Source organism: Gynuella sp. (genome assembly GCF_050297175.1).
Classification (GTDB): Bacteria; Pseudomonadota; Gammaproteobacteria; order Pseudomonadales; family Natronospirillaceae; genus Gynuella.
Window position 1 is genome coordinate 244856 of record NZ_JBNKSF010000019.1, and the last position, 17884, is coordinate 262739.

The 17884-nt window shown below is 38.3% G+C and carries 16 protein-coding genes; 4 read left to right on the plus strand and 12 right to left on the minus strand.

Annotated features, from left to right (window positions below; genetic code table 11):
* The first annotated feature begins 157 nt into the window (after nucleotides 1–157).
* Nucleotides 158–997, plus strand: a complete 840-nt coding sequence (locus ACQY6I_RS08265; RefSeq protein ID WP_428240998.1) for a glycosyltransferase — start codon at nucleotides 158–160, stop codon at nucleotides 995–997.
* 181 nt (nucleotides 998–1178) lie between these two features.
* Nucleotides 1179–2513: an O-antigen ligase family protein gene (locus tag ACQY6I_RS08270; RefSeq protein ID WP_428240999.1), complete on the plus strand. Its 1335-nt coding sequence runs from the start codon at nucleotides 1179–1181 to the stop codon at nucleotides 2511–2513.
* On the opposite strand, the gene ACQY6I_RS08275 is transcribed toward ACQY6I_RS08270, so the two are convergent.
* From ACQY6I_RS08275 to ACQY6I_RS08325, 11 genes are all read right to left on the minus strand, one after another.
* Nucleotides 2442–3932 carry a lipid II flippase MurJ gene (locus ACQY6I_RS08275; protein WP_428241000.1) on the minus strand — a complete coding sequence of 497 codons (1491 nt, stop codon included), beginning with the start codon at nucleotides 3930–3932 and terminating at the stop codon, nucleotides 2442–2444. The two genes, ACQY6I_RS08270 and ACQY6I_RS08275, sit on opposite strands and share 72 nt — an antisense overlap.
* Nucleotides 3925–5025, minus strand: coding sequence for a glycosyltransferase family 4 protein (locus ACQY6I_RS08280; RefSeq protein ID WP_428241001.1), 1101 nt, complete (start codon nucleotides 5023–5025; stop codon nucleotides 3925–3927). The genes ACQY6I_RS08275 and ACQY6I_RS08280 overlap by 8 nt, the downstream gene beginning before the upstream one ends.
* Nucleotides 5004–6122: a glycosyltransferase family 4 protein gene (locus tag ACQY6I_RS08285; RefSeq protein ID WP_428241002.1), complete on the minus strand. Its 1119-nt coding sequence runs from the start codon at nucleotides 6120–6122 to the stop codon at nucleotides 5004–5006. Before ACQY6I_RS08285 ends, ACQY6I_RS08280 begins: the two co-directional genes overlap by 22 nt.
* A complete protein-coding gene (locus tag ACQY6I_RS08290; protein WP_428241003.1) occupies nucleotides 6119–7252 on the minus strand; it encodes a glycosyltransferase in 1134 nt (377 codons plus the stop codon). The genes ACQY6I_RS08285 and ACQY6I_RS08290 overlap by 4 nt, the downstream gene beginning before the upstream one ends.
* Nucleotides 7253–7808: 556 nt before the next feature.
* Nucleotides 7809–8975 carry a glycosyltransferase gene (locus ACQY6I_RS08295; protein ID WP_428241004.1) on the minus strand — a complete coding sequence of 389 codons (1167 nt, stop codon included), beginning with the start codon at nucleotides 8973–8975 and terminating at the stop codon, nucleotides 7809–7811.
* Nucleotides 8972–10096: a glycosyltransferase family 4 protein gene (locus ACQY6I_RS08300; RefSeq protein ID WP_428241005.1), complete on the minus strand. Its 1125-nt coding sequence runs from the start codon at nucleotides 10094–10096 to the stop codon at nucleotides 8972–8974. Before ACQY6I_RS08300 ends, ACQY6I_RS08295 begins: the two co-directional genes overlap by 4 nt.
* The gene (locus tag ACQY6I_RS08305; protein WP_428241006.1) at nucleotides 10097–11323 is read right to left on the minus strand and encodes a hypothetical protein; all 1227 of its coding nucleotides are present in this window, start codon (nucleotides 11321–11323) and stop codon (nucleotides 10097–10099) included. It lies immediately after the preceding gene.
* 14 nt (nucleotides 11324–11337) lie between these two features.
* Nucleotides 11338–12717, minus strand: a complete 1380-nt coding sequence (locus ACQY6I_RS08310) for an undecaprenyl-phosphate glucose phosphotransferase (RefSeq protein ID WP_428241007.1) — start codon at nucleotides 12715–12717, stop codon at nucleotides 11338–11340.
* Nucleotides 12718–12726: 9 nt separating this feature from the next.
* Entirely contained in the window at nucleotides 12727–14055 is a 1329-nt protein-coding gene (locus ACQY6I_RS08315; RefSeq protein ID WP_428241008.1) for a UDP-glucose dehydrogenase family protein, read from the minus strand.
* Between the two features lie 9 nt (nucleotides 14056–14064).
* On the minus strand, nucleotides 14065–15066 hold the full coding sequence (locus ACQY6I_RS08320) for an NAD-dependent epimerase (protein WP_428241009.1): 1002 nt from the start codon (nucleotides 15064–15066) through the stop codon (nucleotides 14065–14067).
* Nucleotides 15063–15401, minus strand: a complete 339-nt coding sequence (locus tag ACQY6I_RS08325; protein ID WP_428241010.1) for a MarR family EPS-associated transcriptional regulator — start codon at nucleotides 15399–15401, stop codon at nucleotides 15063–15065. Before ACQY6I_RS08325 ends, ACQY6I_RS08320 begins: the two co-directional genes overlap by 4 nt.
* 170 nt (nucleotides 15402–15571) lie before the next feature.
* Here ACQY6I_RS08325 and pyrB point away from each other — a divergent pair, with 170 nt between their 5' ends.
* The gene (gene pyrB / locus ACQY6I_RS08330; protein WP_428241011.1) at nucleotides 15572–16507 is read left to right on the plus strand and encodes an aspartate carbamoyltransferase; all 936 of its coding nucleotides are present in this window, start codon (nucleotides 15572–15574) and stop codon (nucleotides 16505–16507) included.
* The gene (gene pyrI, locus ACQY6I_RS08335) at nucleotides 16504–16959 is read left to right on the plus strand and encodes an aspartate carbamoyltransferase regulatory subunit (protein WP_428241012.1); all 456 of its coding nucleotides are present in this window, start codon (nucleotides 16504–16506) and stop codon (nucleotides 16957–16959) included. Before pyrB ends, pyrI begins: the two co-directional genes overlap by 4 nt.
* Nucleotides 16960–17263: 304 nt before the next feature.
* Here the strand turns inward: pyrI and ACQY6I_RS08340 are convergent, their stop codons facing one another.
* A complete protein-coding gene (locus ACQY6I_RS08340; RefSeq protein WP_428241013.1) occupies nucleotides 17264–17566 on the minus strand; it encodes a ComEA family DNA-binding protein in 303 nt (100 codons plus the stop codon).
* Nucleotides 17567–17884 lie beyond the last annotated feature (318 nt).

The window sequence follows — 17884 nt, forward strand, 5'->3', positions numbered from 1 at the left end:
TTTAGAATACGGAGAAAATTTAGAATAAAAGGCTTTTGGAATTAAAAAGCCTGAACACTTTAGATCAATTATCGACTCACTATGCAATACATCTATTGATCTTTCTGGTACAAATCGGGATCCTTCCACACTCACATGTTCATGACCAACCTTACAGATGAAACCCAAAGAAATTCCTCCCTCTTTATTTAGAGCGCTCCAACTTCAATTACTATCCCCCAAAAACCTTCATCTAGTGACTGCAGATACTGCTGCCGAGTGTATTGTTAGCCTAACATCAATTGAATCCAGGCTTGGCATTGTTCACCTCACGATCCGCAGTTTACTGGCTCAAACCTTGAAGCCTGAGAAAGTTGTCTTGTGGCTCAATGACAAACTTAAAACCAAAATACCCAGCAGCCTAAAAAAACTCACTGGCGATCGGTTTGAAATTCGTTTTTCTGACCAAAACAGCGCTCATAGAAAACTCGTCGAAAGTCTGCGTATCTACCCTGAAAAAACCATCATTACATGTGATGATGACCAAATGTACCATAAGACTTGGCTGCAACGCTTATGGCAGGACCACAAAGACTACCCCAGAGATATTATCGCTCATGAGGCCCGCGAGATAAGCTGGGACAAAGACGACCAATGGGCTCCATATAAAAATTGGCCTTGGCAAAAACCAGGACTCTCCAGCCCTCGCACCATAGCTATTGGTTTTGGAGGAGTCCTTTATCCAGCCAACATTTTTGATGATGAAATATTAAATCGGGAGAAATATGAGCAAGTTGCGCCAAGAGCCGACGACCTATGGTTCAAAGCCATGAGCATCAGAAATGGAATTACATACAGAAGAAGCACAAGCCCTCCTCCAAAACCACTTGTTATAGTAAGATCCCAAAAGGACTCATTACAGAAACATAACGTCAGGCAAGATGGAAACCTGGAACAATGGTTGAAAATTTGTGCTCTTTACGGTATTCAGACTGAACAGTTAATGGATTATCATTAAGGCCCTATGCAATGATCAGCACACCACCCTCAGTGATCTGCAGTCTCACAGCTAATTTTCAGATACCAGATATATATCAGGATACCAAGTATTTGAAGATGCCATAATGATTTCCAAGTATTTAATTACCGCACAATATTCAAGACTCTTTCACACCAGCAGTAGTAGCTAATAAAATACAATGACCCATTTTCAGAACAAATTGCAGAATATCATTGACCAATACTTCCCTTCAGAATATTACCGAGGAGGAACATATTTAACAGCTATTGGCATACTCTCAGCATTAACGTCTATATTTGTAAAACTGCTCACACCAATATCCGTAAATCGATTTCCAGAAGCAATTATGGTGATCACATTCCTGATTGCTCTTTACCAACAAAGAAAACACATAAAACCTGGAATGACAGCGCTACTAGTGGCAACGTCAATAATAATGCCGATTTTATTTTTTGGGATCAACTATATTCGAGATCCATATACAGCCGTTAAATATATGGATTTGGATAAACTGCTTAAGCTTTTTATGTTTGTACCAGTTGCCTGGTGGCTGGGTGGTAAGTTAGAGAATTGGCTGAAATTAGTTGTTGTGTTTTTTTTAGGCCTGCTGCTAGCTATCCTAATGACTCCGGAGTTATACAACATTTCCAGCATATTAAAAAATGGCCAGGTTCCTCAGCTGGAGTTAAGAAATCATCAGCATGAAAGCATCTACTTCTCCGTTCTTGTATTACCGTTCATTTTTTTCTCGATTTATCTGCTTAAATTCAAAAAATATTTCTTACTAGCATGTTCCGTCAGCATGTCGATTATAGGTATGTTGGGAGTAATTATACTGCAAACTAGAGCAACGTGGGTCGCTCTTTTTTTAGCTGCGATAATTACATTAATTATAAAACTCTTTTTGGGAAAACAAACAAAGCCAAAGTTAATCGCAATTGTTGCTTTTGCTCTACTCTCAATCACCACGTTTACGATATTCAATAACTCTTATCATTTGCGAGCAAGGCTATTTGCCGAAAACAAAACAATCATTCTTTTTCTAAAAGGAAACTATGCCGAGATCCCATACTCAAGTCTAGGCATAAGAATACACAGCTGGATAGAGGCTAAAGACTGGATAGCTCAGAAACCCTGGATTGGGTGGGGGTTATGGGCTCGTGCAGATGTAATAAAAACATCCAACACGTTACCTGATCGTATAAAAGAACAATATGGTCACCTTCATAACTCTTTCATAGAAATTATGATTGCGTACGGGATAATCGGTCTCCTATTTTTATCACTGTATTTTATTTTAATAACCATAATTAGCATTAAAATACATAATATACCTATCGGATACTACTCGTTTTTTTTTATAACATTCTACATCATTGCAAACTGTACAGAATCTTATATTGTAATGTGGAATGGAGTATACATATTATCTATTATGTTTTCACTTCCATTTACCATGTACTTGGGTTTTATAGAAGCTCAAAAAAATACTTCTATACCTACCCAAAAATAATAGCAACCCACTAAAGACAGACGAAAACAGCAATACCGCAAAACTCGACACCAGGTTATTCAAAAGAGTTTGAGAAGGCAAAAAACCACTTAAAACAGACGAAAGATACAAAATAGCAAGTGAAAAAATGAATACTACAATACCGACGAAAAAATATTTAAACTGATATATCAGTAAAAAATAAACAGTTACCCCATTAATCAAATATGCCCAACCAAATACAGACAGTCCAATTGATGTATTGACTCCCAGCAAGAAAATAGCCCCAAAAAAAAGTCCTAGTGAAGTAGAAAAAGAAAAGGCTCTATTTTGGCGAAAAGCATTATTTAATTTTAAAAGTTGATAATTTAATGCATGTATAAATATTGACACGCCATATATTTGTAAAATGGAAGAGGTCAAGTATGTCCCATTTGCATCAAATACACCGTACTCGAATAATAAAGATACAAGAAAATCAGCTTTAACAACAATTAATGACGAAAAAGGCAATAACAAAAATAATATAACCATGTGAAGCTTATCAAGAATATACTCACTACGAGTTTTATCACTTGAACTAATGTTGGCTAATACTAAAAAGCCCAATGGAACTGCAATTAATGCCATACTCGTATCACTTACAAACCTGGCAATATCAAGTGCAGCAACGGTAGACTCATTAAACTGTGAGGCAACATTTCTTTCTATTATAATGTATCCTTGCAAGAATATGGGAAGCAAAACCAAAGGTTTCATCGTCTTCCACAACCTAGCTGCAAAAACCAACAATTGCTTATAGGTTGGAAACCGGATAAGAAACCAGTTTCGCGAAAAAATATACAGAACACATAGACAAAAAAGGCAAACCTGACTAATTGTAAATGTGATAGCCAAGTAATATATATCTTTTTCAATATAAGAAATTAATACACCAGAAATAATTCCTAAATTAATAAATGAAGGACGCACTGACTGTATTAAATAGCTACCAAAAGCCATTGCTAAATATCCCAAAGCACTTGTTCCGATAATAAATGGTATGGAAACAATAAATACTTTAAGCAAGCGGACACTTATGAGCATAGTTTCATTACTAAATCCCGACGCTAACAAACGCACCCATATCTCCGCGATAGGATAGATGGTTATAACCAAGAAAACACCGATTAACATAACGAAAAAAAATAAGCTTATGAAGTAGCTTAGCGCCAGTTGATCTGACACTTTTCTATACTTATTAAAAACAGGTAAACAGCCCGCTGATAGCAAATCTTGTGTCAGAAAATTAATGGGAATAAATACGCCAGCTTGTGCAATACGTAAAGCTGCCGCGGTACTTGTGACTCCGAAAGCCCAAGCTAATAGAAACTCTCTAACCAAGCCTAGTAGCTTACTTAAAAAGTTACCAGTAAACAGGTACATAAAGGCTTTAAACATGATATTTATCTATCAGAAATAGATACTTTTTAATAACGCTTGACCAAGAGTATTTAATAACACTATCTTTTATGATTTTGCTTTCTAATAATGTGGTCCTTCGTATTTTATTTGCAATATCTATTGGATCTTGCGAGCAAAAAAAGCCATTAACATTTTCCATAATAAAATCTGAAGAGCTCCCTGTATTAGTCATCACCACCGGGGTACCGCTCGCAATAGCTTCAATCGCAACCAGTCCCCATGGTTCAAAATCAGCAGGTAGTACAAAACAATCTGCAAGCCGGTAGAATTTTTCAACATCATATCGTTTGCCCAAAAAAAACACTCTGTTCAACAGTTGTGCTGAACTCAGATTAACAGAGACCTCTCTCCATTGATCCTGGTCTCCTCCGATTACGATAAGGTTCCATTCTGGAGACAAAAAACCTAAGCTTTCAATGGCCCATCGCAACCCCTTACGCTTAAACTCATGCCCCACAAACAGAATTTTTCGTTCTTCGTTAGGAATGCTTAATGAACTAAAATCATCGGGCAAAAGAGAATTGTCTGAAAAACGATCTAAGTCCACCCCATTGGGGATTATATATATATCTGAACAAATTCCTGGATAATAATACAGCAATTCTTTCTTTTGCTGTTCGGAAAAGCAAACAACACTAGAATGAATACCGAGTCTGTGCCTAACTTCCTCTCTGACATATATGAAAAGATGCATAGGATTACGAACACATGCAACAAACAACCCCCCTCGTTGTTTCACCATACCCTTATGGAGTCCATGATTAATATATATCTGCCCACATAAAAAATCATTATGGCTTATTATGATACAATCTTTTTGGGGGTACTTTAAAAAAAGCACAATACTTCCAACTGTTGTCGCCCATATAATCTCGAAGAATAGCCATAACTTTTGAAAAAACCTAGATTTAAATTTTCTCGGTTTTAGCCCCGTATTAGTCAAAGTAAAGTCAACTACATCATATCCATTATCCTTAAATTGTCTTGTTAAATTCAACGCGACACTACTAATTCCCCCGTGAGAATCAATTTGGCGAGCGGCATTAACTATAGTTTTCTTTTTCGACATAATTTTTTACATATTTGATCATATTTCTTTAAAACATTATCTACATAATATTCTTCCGGCAGTACAGGCTGTGTTCCTGACAATGCCATCTTAATCTTAAGAGCGATGTCCCTGGTATCATTTGCGTTAACACTATAAATTCCATCAATTTCAGGCAAATATTTAACAAGATGCTCCGATACAACAACAGGAAGTCCCGATGCCAGAGCCTCCAATATATTCAATGGATATCCTTCAATTCTAGTAGTAGTAAACAAGAAAACATTTGCGCGGTTTAAAAAGCCATATACACTTTCTCTAGAAATATTGCCGTGAAATATAATATTTTTATAACCGTAAGCCTTCTTCTTTAGCCAAATAATATCAGGCCCACCACCTGCAATGTGTAATTCTATTGACTCTAGCCCAGGATCTTTAAAGGCTTCTATCGCCAAGTGCACTCCTTTTTGCCGATGCAATCGACTAATCCAACAAACTTTAGCTACATTATTTTTTTCTATTCCATCATACGAATCTAAAATAACTCTGTGCACTCCATTCCTCACGAGGAAGCACTTCGTTGGAGAAATATTTAAAGGCCATTTTTGTAGATCACTAAAAACAACATCACCCACAGCTATAAATGCATCAAAATGCTTATAACGGAAAACATCCAAGAAAAGGTGATAGACATTCTTCACTGATTTAAAATAAGCCATCAATGAGTGACTATTAAATTTAGCTTTTATCTCCGCTCTGGACGTTCCATGGCTTTGCATAATAACAGGAATCGTCCTTTCGGCATACTGAGCAATTGACAGCGCACTCGTCGAAACACTAATAACACAGTCAAAGTCTTCCTGGCGGATTTTGAAATACTCTAAGGACTTTTGCCACCAGCGCATACTGTATTTGCCTCCACGACACCCCTTTAATCCGACAAGCTCAAAGTTTATCTTTCTATGATATTCCTCTGATTTATTGTCTGGAAATTCTGTTGTAAGCATAACAACCTGGTGCCCTAGTTCGACCAAAAATCTCGCAGTATCTTGAGCAAAATATTCCATTCCCCCCGTCTGGTGTAATGGGATTGAACGACTAACTACTAAATATCTCATTGCCGTCCCGCTATAATGTTTTGATAAATCTGCTCGAGTTTCTCTGTATTCTTTAATACATCAAATTTTTGTTTTACATGCTCTACAGCATTGAGAGACAGCCTTCTATAGGTTTCTGGGTCTACATATAGGGAGTTTATTTTTTCTGCCAAAATATCAACATCTTTCTCAGGTACCAAGTATCCCGTTTCATCGTTTATAACGGCCTCAGGAATGCCTCCATGGTTAGTGGCAACAACAGGCAGGCCAGATATCGCGGCTTCCAAAAACACCATCCCTAAGCCCTCAGAATCACCGTCATTTGCAGAAATACTAGGGACACATAAAGCATCAGACTGACTCATAATATTTTGCACCTCTTGATAAGTTATTTGGCCTAAAAATTTAACAGACCGAGAAAGACCCATGGCATCAGTCTCCCTTTTTAACTTATTCGATAAAGGACCATCACCACCAATAATCAGATTGATCTTAGGGTTATTTAGTTTATGTAGTGCTCTCAAAAGATAAATGGTGCCTTTTTTCTCTGTAAGTCTTGCCAGATGGAAAAGAGTAAAAGGCTGCTCAAATGTTCTCTCTCTGGGTGTAGCTGCAAATAAGCTTGTATCAACCCCAATATAGTGGGTAACCAATTTATCTTCCGGGAAGCCAGCTTGAAGTGCCATCCGATAAATAAAATCACTAACACATATAAATTTCGAACACGTATCTATAAGTTCTGATTGATGAAAAAAATATTTTATCCAGCTTAGGTTTCGAGACAACAACATCCTTCGCCTCGTACGGGTAACATCAAAACCATGTAATGTTACGACCAAGGGAATATCATGTTTTTTTGCATAGTAAGCAGCATAAAGACCATCAATTGCGAAATGAGCGTGAATAATATTGGGTTTATTTTTTAAAAACCACTTATCTACAGCTTCGTTTTTATAGCTCAACCTATGAAAAAACTTGTCGAATGCGGAAAATCTCTCTGGTACATAATGAAGGTAATTATCAACATATTCGTTTAAATACTCTGTACCCACAACTATCGGATTGAAATTATTAAAATATCTCAATGGCGTATAAATAAACGACTCGCTGGTCTTTCCAACTTGATGCCTATATATGCACGCTACATTCATGAGAATTTACCTTTTACTTAATTCAATAAAATTTAGGAGCATAGTATTCACATCCGAGAGATTCATTTATTTGCTTTTTGATAACTTTGAAAATAATAATAGAGTAGGATGAGAAAGAAGAAAAAACTATGATATATGCAGTCATATCATTCACTCCAGGCTCAAGATAAAGATAATACAATGCCGTTATAGCCGTTATTTGATTTAATTATATGTTAAACCATGGCAATTAGGTCCAATATTACAAGTCATCATATAACTCTGAAACAGTATCATCGACCTATAATGCATTATATTAAAATTTTTTCAAAGAGGCATTTTACAATTTAAAAGTTCCAGATCATACAAAAAAAATATAATTATCTGCCCCTCCGAGCAATAACGAAAACTATCGAAAAAAGAGCTTGTTTAGAAATATTTAGACAGCGGACAATCCCTCTCAGAATATAAAACAAACCCATACTTTCTCCAAGGCAGCCATAAAAAATGACGTAATACATAATTTTCATTAAACGCATAAGATATATTCGGAAAATATAATTAATACAACTGCAGCCTACTTTGATATCAAATTCAACATTTTCTTGTTTCTTGAAGCGTATGTGTTGTCCAATAAATAATTTTCGATTTCTTCAGTATTAAGGCGAGTGTTACCATCCAGTACATGTTCAATCTGTAAAATAAAGTCTGCATAATCTTTTGCCTGAAAATAAAAGGCCGTTAACTCTTTTAAACTATCTATTTCCACTGCTACAACATCTTTCCCTGCCATTAGATACTCATTGAACTTCATAGGAAACATACTACGAGTATACTCATTCAGCTGTGCAGGCAAGATAGCAACATTAAACCCTTTAAGATATGCAGGTAGTTGCTCATATGGCCGCGGTCCTAACAAATGAATATTTGAAAACCCCACAACATCTTCAGCTTTTTCACCGGGCTCTCCTTCACCAACCTTGCCAATCAAAACTACTTGCCAGTCAGGTCTTTCCTGGGCAATGTATCGAACAAGTTTTAAATCCACTTTATATGAACTAATTGCACCAACAAAACCAATTACAGGCCCCTTTTCCAGAATACTTGCCATATCCTTTGGAAGCTTAAGTGTTATGTTTCTTGCCTCTCTAAAATGTTCATAATCAGCAACATTCCCAAAATAATATGTATTAGTATTTATTTTCAGATGTTTTTCTTGCAAAAATCTGGCAGTACAAAAAATAACATCACTTTTTCTTACTAATTCTTCTTCAGATTGCAAAATAATATTCGTAGGCATTCCTGGCTGACTTGAAATATCATCAACACAATGATAAATGACCTTTTGATATTTAGGAATGTCAAGAAATTTAATCGTCATAGGATTATAGGTCCATAACCAATCATTGCTTAGACCTAACTTGTTTTGGCATCGCCGAATCGACATTTGCAACAACCATTTATTGAGAATTCTGATAATCCGATATCTTTGCAAAGGTATAACTAAAGGAGAAAGAACCCATAAATTAGAAGTAATTCGCTTGGGAGAGAGAAAAAATTTTTTAATCCGAAAAATGATTCTTTTTATATCCGTTGCGGATGTAGAAGGAGGTCGCAATCCTATGCTTTCAATATACAACACTTTATAACCCGACTTTGCCAAAGTAATGGCTACATGCTGTTTATTTGTCCAAAAAGGATTATCCCAGTCCGCCGTAGAGAACATAATGATATCAGGCTTCATAACAGGCCTTCTTTTTCAGACATAATCTCATATACAGCATGCATAAATTCTTCTCTAAACCGTTCATTAGAAAAAAGCTTCGCATGAGACCTTATGGTATTCGAGTCAAAAGCCCTGGAACCATCATCAAACTCAGAAACCACGTCACAGATAGACTGTGCAGTCTGGTTCTCAAAAAACAACCCAGTAACTCCATCAATAACAGAATCTTTTACTCCTCCTTTTCCATATGCCAGCACTGGAGTTCCACATGCTTGCGCCTCAACAGGAATAATTCCGAAGTCTTCTTCTGCAGCAAAAATAAACGCTTTTGCCCGCTGCATGTTATGTCTTAAGGTGGAGAAATCCTGATATCCCAATATTTCGATATTTGGCGATTTACGTGCCATATGCTTTATATTTGACATTCCTGGTCCATCACCTATAACTTTTAATTTTTTCTCTGGCATTCGAACAAATGCTTCTACGATTATGTCAACACGCTTGTATGGAACCAACCTTGATGCAGTCAGGAAATAATCTTCTTTTTCTACACCAACAGAAAATTTTTCTATCGAAACACCAGGATGAATAACTTTACTAGAGCGGCCATAAACTTTTCTAATTCTTCTACGAATATAACTGGAATTGGCTATAAATAGATCTACACCGTTTGCGGTCCTTACGTCCCAAATTCTAATCTTGTGCAAGAACCACCGCAAAATAAGCCCTCTTATTCCTGTATTTAAACCAGCATCTCTTAAATACTGGTTCTGAAAATCCCAAGCATATCTGATTGGCGAATGACAGTAACATATATGTAACTGGTCTGGACCGGTTATTACACCTTTGGCAAAAGCATGGCTTGAACTTATGATTAAATCATAACCAGACAAATCTAACTGCTCAATTGCAAAAGGCATAAGTGGGAAATAATTACGGAACTTTCTAGTTGAAAATGGAAGCTTCTGAATAAACGAAGTAGTTACGTGTTTATGCTTTAAAAACGCCCGAGTTTCAGGCTTCAAAACATCGACCAGAGCATACAAATCCGCGTCAGGAAACAACTCAATAATTTGCTCAGTTACTTTTTCCGATCCCGCATATTCGGAAAACCACTCGTGAACTATCGCAACCTTCATTTACTTACATACCCTTCGTTCAGAACCCTTAGGAAGAAAAGCACTATTTCTTATCTTAAGAGAGTAAAGTAGAAACAGATAAAACCAGAACATAGGTGCCACATTAGACATGTGCAGAAAAGGTTGCATTGAGGATGCAATTGTAACAACAAAAAAAATCACCAAGTTTTGAGGGTCTTTTCTTGATAACATATTTTCAAAAAATGTAAATACAGTTATAACTAGTAAAGGAATCAATAAAAAACCCAATTCAAGGCAAAACAACATAAGAGAACTCTCAAGATTATCCAATCCATATAGAGGCCTTAACTGTCCAAGTCCAATGCCGCTATAGGCTCTACTTTGGAGTAAATCAATGCCAAACTTTATATAACTCAGGCGAGTACCAAGCGAATCATCTATACTTCCAGAAGAAATCAAGGATAGTCTCTTAGCAACAAAATCAGGATTGGAAACCAAAAATAATAAAACCAACATTAATGCCAGGGACAACTTCCAAAACGAGAGGAGCTTTCTATTAACAAAAGGTGCTAACATCGTTAATAAAAACACAGATACAATACCAACACGAGATCCACTGGCTAACAGAGCCAAGACAATAACCCCATATATATGCCACTTTTGCTTGCACAATGAAATAAATAACCCAGGAAGAAGAACGATGGCAAGTTGATTAAAATGCTGCAACGTACCTGTAGCCCTTGCGTAGTTTTCCACCCATGAACTAATGCCCGCAGTACTGGAAACAAATGAAAAAATATTGCTACCGGATACACGCAGGATTATATATTGCATACATGCTAAAATGGAAACAACCAGTGTATATCTCACCAGCATTTGGTCAATATTATCTTTCCACCCTCTTATATAAAGTCCAGCAAAAATAAATCCAGCAAAGCTATATAACGAAAACTGAATCAAATCTATTACAAAATAACTCAGGGAATTTATATATAGACCAGAGAATAGAAAGGTAATAAGGACCAAGAAAAAACAAAAAACCTCTTTATAGGCAATTTTTTTTGTATAAAAAAAACCTCCCACCACAGACAAAACCAGGCATATATCACCTATAACTATATTTTCATAAATCCTGACCCCAAGAAAAAAAGAAGAAATGAATAACAGCACTATTATCTTTTTTACCGATGAAAAATAGATTTTGTTATGCAGGATAACATTTTGGTGAAAAATATCCGACATATCTTTTTTAATAAAAAAATTCATTGTTCAATAGTCTTCTACATCACCTGTTTACTTCGAAAGATACTAAATACTGTAAGTACTACAATCTTAATATCCAACCATACCGACCAGTTTTCAATATAAAAAAGGTCGCACTCTATGCGCTTACTCAAATCAGTATCACCGCGCCAGCCGTTAACCTGCGCCCATCCTGTAATGCCCGCTTTCATTACATGCTTTTGCATATACCGTGGTATTTCTTTTTTAAATTGATCAACAAAAATAGTCCTCTCAGGGCGCGGCCCCACAATCGACATGTCACCTTTTAAAACATTTATAAACTGTGGCAATTCATCAAGACTGGTTTTCCGAATAAAGGCACCAAATTTGGTGGTTGTTTTATCTTTGGCATTTCCCCACATCACACCGTCTTTCTCAATATCAACCGGCATTGATCGAAACTTAAGCATATTAAACGTTGTTCCGTTCCAACCTACTCGTTCCTGCTTATAAAATACCGGCCCCCTTGAACTGAGTTTAACCCCTATAGTCAGAAGTAACATCAAAGGACTTACCAGCATCAAGATAACTGAAGATAAAACAACATCTTCACATCGTTTTACGAAGGCATTGATACCTTCATTCGGTGAGTCTGTTAAGTTAATGACGGGAATATTGGCAATAGTAGTCACTGAGTGATTAAGCAGATTGAAATCAAAAACATCAGGAACATACTTGACTACCGTTGAGAATAGTGACAAATCCGATAAGATATCTTTTATTCTATCCATTTGATTTAAGGGAATGGCTATCCAGACCTGATCAACAGGATTTGCTTCCAGATAACTTACTACATCTTCATACCCACCAAGTATTCTAGCACGATCAAACGACCCGAGATCGTCCCCTAAAACACCTCTTAGCTGAAGGCCTATCCATCGGTTTTCTTCTATACTAGATACCAGACGATCAACAATAGCTCCACTCCCGATGATAACGATAGACCGCTGGTTATACCCCTTTCTTCTCAATATGTTCAGCATCAATCGTATAGCAAATCGATAACCACCGATTACCACAAAGCTCAATCCCCACCATATGATAAACCACCCCCTCGAGTAACTGTCAGTGGTCTTGGTCATTGCTGATGCTATAGCAAGAACCACAAAAGTGGTGATTAATGCGTAGAAGACACTTTTGAGCTCTTCGAACTTTGAGCCTCCCCGCCAAACCCTATAAAGTTTAAAATAATTAAAAACCAATACAGTGGCAAACACTGAAACGGTGTAACCTAGCTCGTAATGCTTAGGTACAATCCATGTTCCAAGCCACAGCGAATATGCAAACCTCGCCATTGTTACCACGACAAGGGCATCAATACCTCTCATCAGAACAGATAAGACTGATGAATTTTCCTTAATATATGATTTTCTCAAAATCTTGCCTTAAGAGTCTGCACGCCCAATAGATACATATGTAAAGCCCTTTGAGCTCATCCGATAAGGCTCATAAAGATTTCTACCATCAAATATAACCGGGGTTTTAAGCTGTGACTTAATAAACTCAAAATCTGGAGCTTTGAAAGCTTGCCACTCAGTCAAAATTAGCAAAGCATCTGCATTCCTGAGTGCGGCTTCTTTGGTTCCAACCAAATTCAAACTCTCTTTTGAACCATAGATTCTTTGAGTTTCTTCCATAGCCTCCGGATCATAAGCTTGAACGATAGCACCAGCCTCCCACAATGACTCCATCAAAACACGGCTGGGAGCTTCACGCATATCGTCGGTATTTGGTTTAAAGGATAATCCCCAAACAGCAAATATTTTTCCTTTTAAGTCGCCGCTGAAATAATGTTGTACCTTTTCGAACAAAACATTTTTTTGAGCATAATTCCGGGCCTCGACAGCTTTTAATAGCGTCGCATCAAATTTGATACTATCAGCAGTCTTGATGAGTGCCTGTACATCTTTCGGAAAACAGGAACCACCATAACCGATACCTGGATAAATAAAGTGATAACCTATCCTCGGATCCGAACCAATCCCCTGACGGACATGTTCGATATCGGCCCCAAGCTTTTCAGCCAAATTTGCCATTTCATTCATAAAACTGATTTTGGTTGCCAACATGCAATTTGCTGCATATTTGGTCAATTCTGCACTGCGAACATCCATAACCAGTATTTTTTCATGATTTCGATTGAACGGTGCATACAATTCTCGCATCGCCTCTTCAGCCCGGTCAGAGTCAGTTCCAATAATAATCCGGTCTGGGCGCATGCAATCACTAACCGCGGACCCTTCTTTTAGAAATTCAGGGTTCGAGATAACATCGAATGGATATGCTACATTTCGCTCTTTGAGCACCTGAGTGATCTTTTGACTGACCTTATCAGCAGTTCCTACCGGTACTGTTGACTTATCAACCACAACTTTATACGCGTCCATGTGGGTCGCTATGGTTTCCGCAACAGCCAAAACATATTTTAAGTCGGCAGATCCATCTTCATCAGGAGGAGTACCTACAGCGATAAACTGAATTTCACCATGACTGACGCCTTCTTCAGCACTGGTGGTAAATCGCAACCTTCCCGATTCAAAATTTTCTTTAACGAGAGTTTCTAACCCAGGCTCATAAATCGGTATTACACCATTTTTGAGCTTCTCTATTTTTGTCGGATCGACGTCAACACAGCATACATCATGACCAACTTCAGCCAGTACGGCTCCCTGAACCAGTCCAACATACCCAATACCAAATACTGTAACTTTCATATCTATTCCTTATAGTCCGTAATATTCTCTATACCAGGAAACAGTTGCTTGCACACCATCCTCAATAGAGGTTTTCGGCGAATAGCCGGTTAATGTACGTAACTGGGAAATATCAGCATAAGTTGATGGAACATCCCCTTTCTGCATATCCATAAAATTCATTTTTGCCTTCTTGCCGGAGAAACGCTCTATTGCCTGAATAAAGTCCATCAATTTGACTGGCTGCGAATTGCCCACATTCAAGACCTGAAAACAGGCCGTGGTATCATTCAGAGAGCTACCCATCATACCGCCATGTTTTGTCGGAATAGCATTTAGAGCTAACAAGACCCCATCTACCACATCATCTATATAGGTAAAATCTCTTGCCATATTTCCATGATTAAACACATTGATAGGACGGTTACCTAATATTGCATCAGTAAATAAAAATGGAGCCATATCCGGTCGCCCCCACGGGCCATAGACAGTGAAAAAGCGCAAACCTGTCGCCGGAATATCATATAAATGACTGTATGAATGGGCCATTGCCTCATTAGCTTTCTTAGTAGCCGCATACAGAGATACAGGGTGATCAACATTATCCTGTTCAGAAAAAGGTTGTTTGCCGTTTTCACCATATACAGAACTTGAGGACGCATATACTAAATGTCGAACTGACTGCTTTCGCGCCAACTCAAGAATATTGCCAAAACCTACCAGATTAGAATCAATATACGCTTCCGGATTTTCAATTGAATACCGTACCCCGGCCTGGGCGGCCAAGTGTATGATATATTCGAACTGATATTCAGCGTTCAGTTCAGCTATAGCGTCACGATTTTCAACTGATATTTTTCTAAAAATAAAATTGGAGAACTCATGCAGCTTGGCCAACCGGCTTTCTTTCAACAGGACATCATAGTAATCATTGAGATTGTCGATACCGACAACCTCTTCTCCTCGCTGCAATAACGCCAGACAAACTTCCGACCCGATAAAACCGGCTACGCCAGTCAGGAGATATTTCACACTCTATGCTCCAAACCTGATTCCACTTGTTTTTTCAATTTTTTAATTTCTGCCTGCAAAGCATCAAACTCCTCTATTTTTCGTTTCAGAAAACGAGCAGTTACCTTAGCTTTCTCTTCAATACCTTTTGGAGTCAGTACATATACGTAAGCAGCCTTATTCTTGCTGTTCTTAAAATTATTAACCTTTAATATTCCTTTCTCGATGAGCGCATTCAAGCAATAGTTTACTTTACCCAGACTGATTCCTAATTCACGAGCCAATTGCCTTTGACTGGTCTGAGGGTGATCTGAAAGGATAGTTAAAATCTGATGGCTGAGTTCATCGCTGGGCATGTGCTTGCAGTGTCTGGCAATTGGGATGTTCACGGATTGAACGCGAGTCTAAACTCCTTACCGCCATGTGACAACCTGCAAACAGAAGATTGTGAATTCACCCAAGCAAAATCTTCTCTATTACCAGGTTGATCCCGTATAATCTGGCAAATCCCGGTAATGGAGCAGACATGAACCCCCTTTTTAACCGAGACATAGTATCCATCAGTGATCTGTCTCAATCAGAACTGGAAACAATCATCTCCCTGGCTCAACAAATAAAACAATCCCCTAACCAGAAATACTTATCAGACAAAGTTATCGCCAGTTGCTTCTTCGAAGCTTCAACCCGAACCAGACTAAGTTTTGAAACTGCAATACAACGCCAGGGAGCAAGCGTCATAGGCTTTGCAGACAGCGGCAGCACTTCCCTGGCAAAAAAAGGGGAAACTCTGTCAGACTCCATTCGAATGTTAAATGGCTACGCCGATGCCATTGTCATGAGACACCCCATGGAAGGGGCGGCTCGCCTGGCGGCCGAAATTGCAGATGTCCCAGTTATTAATGGCGGCGATGGCTCCAACCAGCATCCAACACAAACACTTCTTGACTTATTCACAATCTTTGAATGCCAAGGCACACTTGATCAACTGAGAGTTGCGTTTGTAGGTGACTTAAAATATGGACGAACAGTCCACTCTCTGACCCAGGCACTCACTCATTTTAATTGTACGTTTGATTTTGTTGCTCCTGCAGTCCTGGCTATGCCCGACTATATCCTACAAGAACTCGACTATAAAAATATTGAGTATCGCCACTCAGACTCACTGGAAGACATCATCCCCGTTGCCGACATCATTTATATGACCCGGGTTCAGAAAGAGCGTTTTGATCCCACCGAATATATACACATTGCAAGCCACTACATTCTGAATGCCAGCATGCTGGAAAACGCCAAACCAACCATGAAGATATTACACCCGCTGCCTCGAGTAGATGAAATTACCTTGGATGTCGATAAGACCCCTCATGCTTATTATTTTGAGCAGGCCAAAAACGGGGTATACGCCCGTCAGGCTCTACTAGCACTGGTTCTTAACGAATATATTCCGGGAGTTTTGTCATGAATGAAAAAATGCAAGTGGAGGCTATAAATCGTGGCACTGTCATTGACCATATCCCCGCCGGCCAGGGGCTTAAAATTGTTAATCGGTTACAACTACTCGACAACAAAGTCAGACTGACTGTCGGATTCAATCTCCTGAGTGGAGAGCTGGGCACCAAAGATCTGATTAAAGTGGACGATTGGTTATTTACTGAGTCAGAGGCAAACGAACTGGCCCTTTTTGCCCCTAACGCCACTGTCAACATCATAGATGATTACAAAGTCGTCAGGAAAATAAACGTCACACTCCCCACGGAACTCATCAATGTATTCCCCTGCCCCAACAGCAACTGCATTACCCGAGTGGAGCCAGTCTCATCAAGGTTTCGAATCAGACAACTGGGCCACAAAGTTCAACTTAAATGTCACTATTGCGAGAAAGCTTTTGATAAGGAAATATTTACAGAGAACTAGACAGATTAGAGACTGAAGAATGATTTTGTTGAGAGCTACCACCACTCACACTTCAGCATTGAAACCATGACAACAGTCTTTGATTGAACAGATAAATTTAAGTTAAGTAAAAATATTCCACGAACACGTCCTGTGTTCGTGGAATAGTTCCGCTCTCCAGCGACTTTAATTAATACTAAAGCCTTGTGCGGTTTTTAGTCGTTCATCCTAAACATTCAATAGCTCCATCCTTTGGAGCGGCCGCCCATTCCATTCTACCTTATAGTAGTGACGGTTTTCTGCCACGCTACAACCAGTGACTGAACTAAAGCTTCAGCATATATCGGTTTTTTTCAACGGTTTTAGCACCTATGCCTTTAACCTTTTGCAAATCATCGATAGATGCGAAAGGTCCATTTTCATCACGGTAGGCGATTATCCGTGCCGCAATTGCTGGCCCAACACCAATCATCAACTCAGCAATTCTTTCCTCATCATCGCGATTGATGTTTACGTAAGCCATTACTTGCTGAGGCTCCGCAGACAACGTCTGCTCAACAGACTCATCAGCAAAAGAAAAAAATGGGACCGATGCCGCTATCAAAAATGCACAAACAGACTTCTTCATGAAAAAACTCCTTTTATATAGTGAATGATTCACTTCCTGTGTTTGCCGGAAGCAGGGTTAGAATAACGATTTATCTAACACTGAAAACAAATATCTCAAAAGTATTAAATATCTATACCTGAAGTATTGTGAGACTCTACCAACCCCCTAGATAGAACAAAATATAATCAAAAAAAAGCTGGAGAAGATCACTGGCTTTCGATTAGCGCAAAATGGAAATGGAAATGGAAATGGAAATGGAAATGGAAATGGAAATGGAAATGGAAATGGAAATGGAAATGGAAATGGAAATGGAAATGGAAATGGAAATGGAAATGG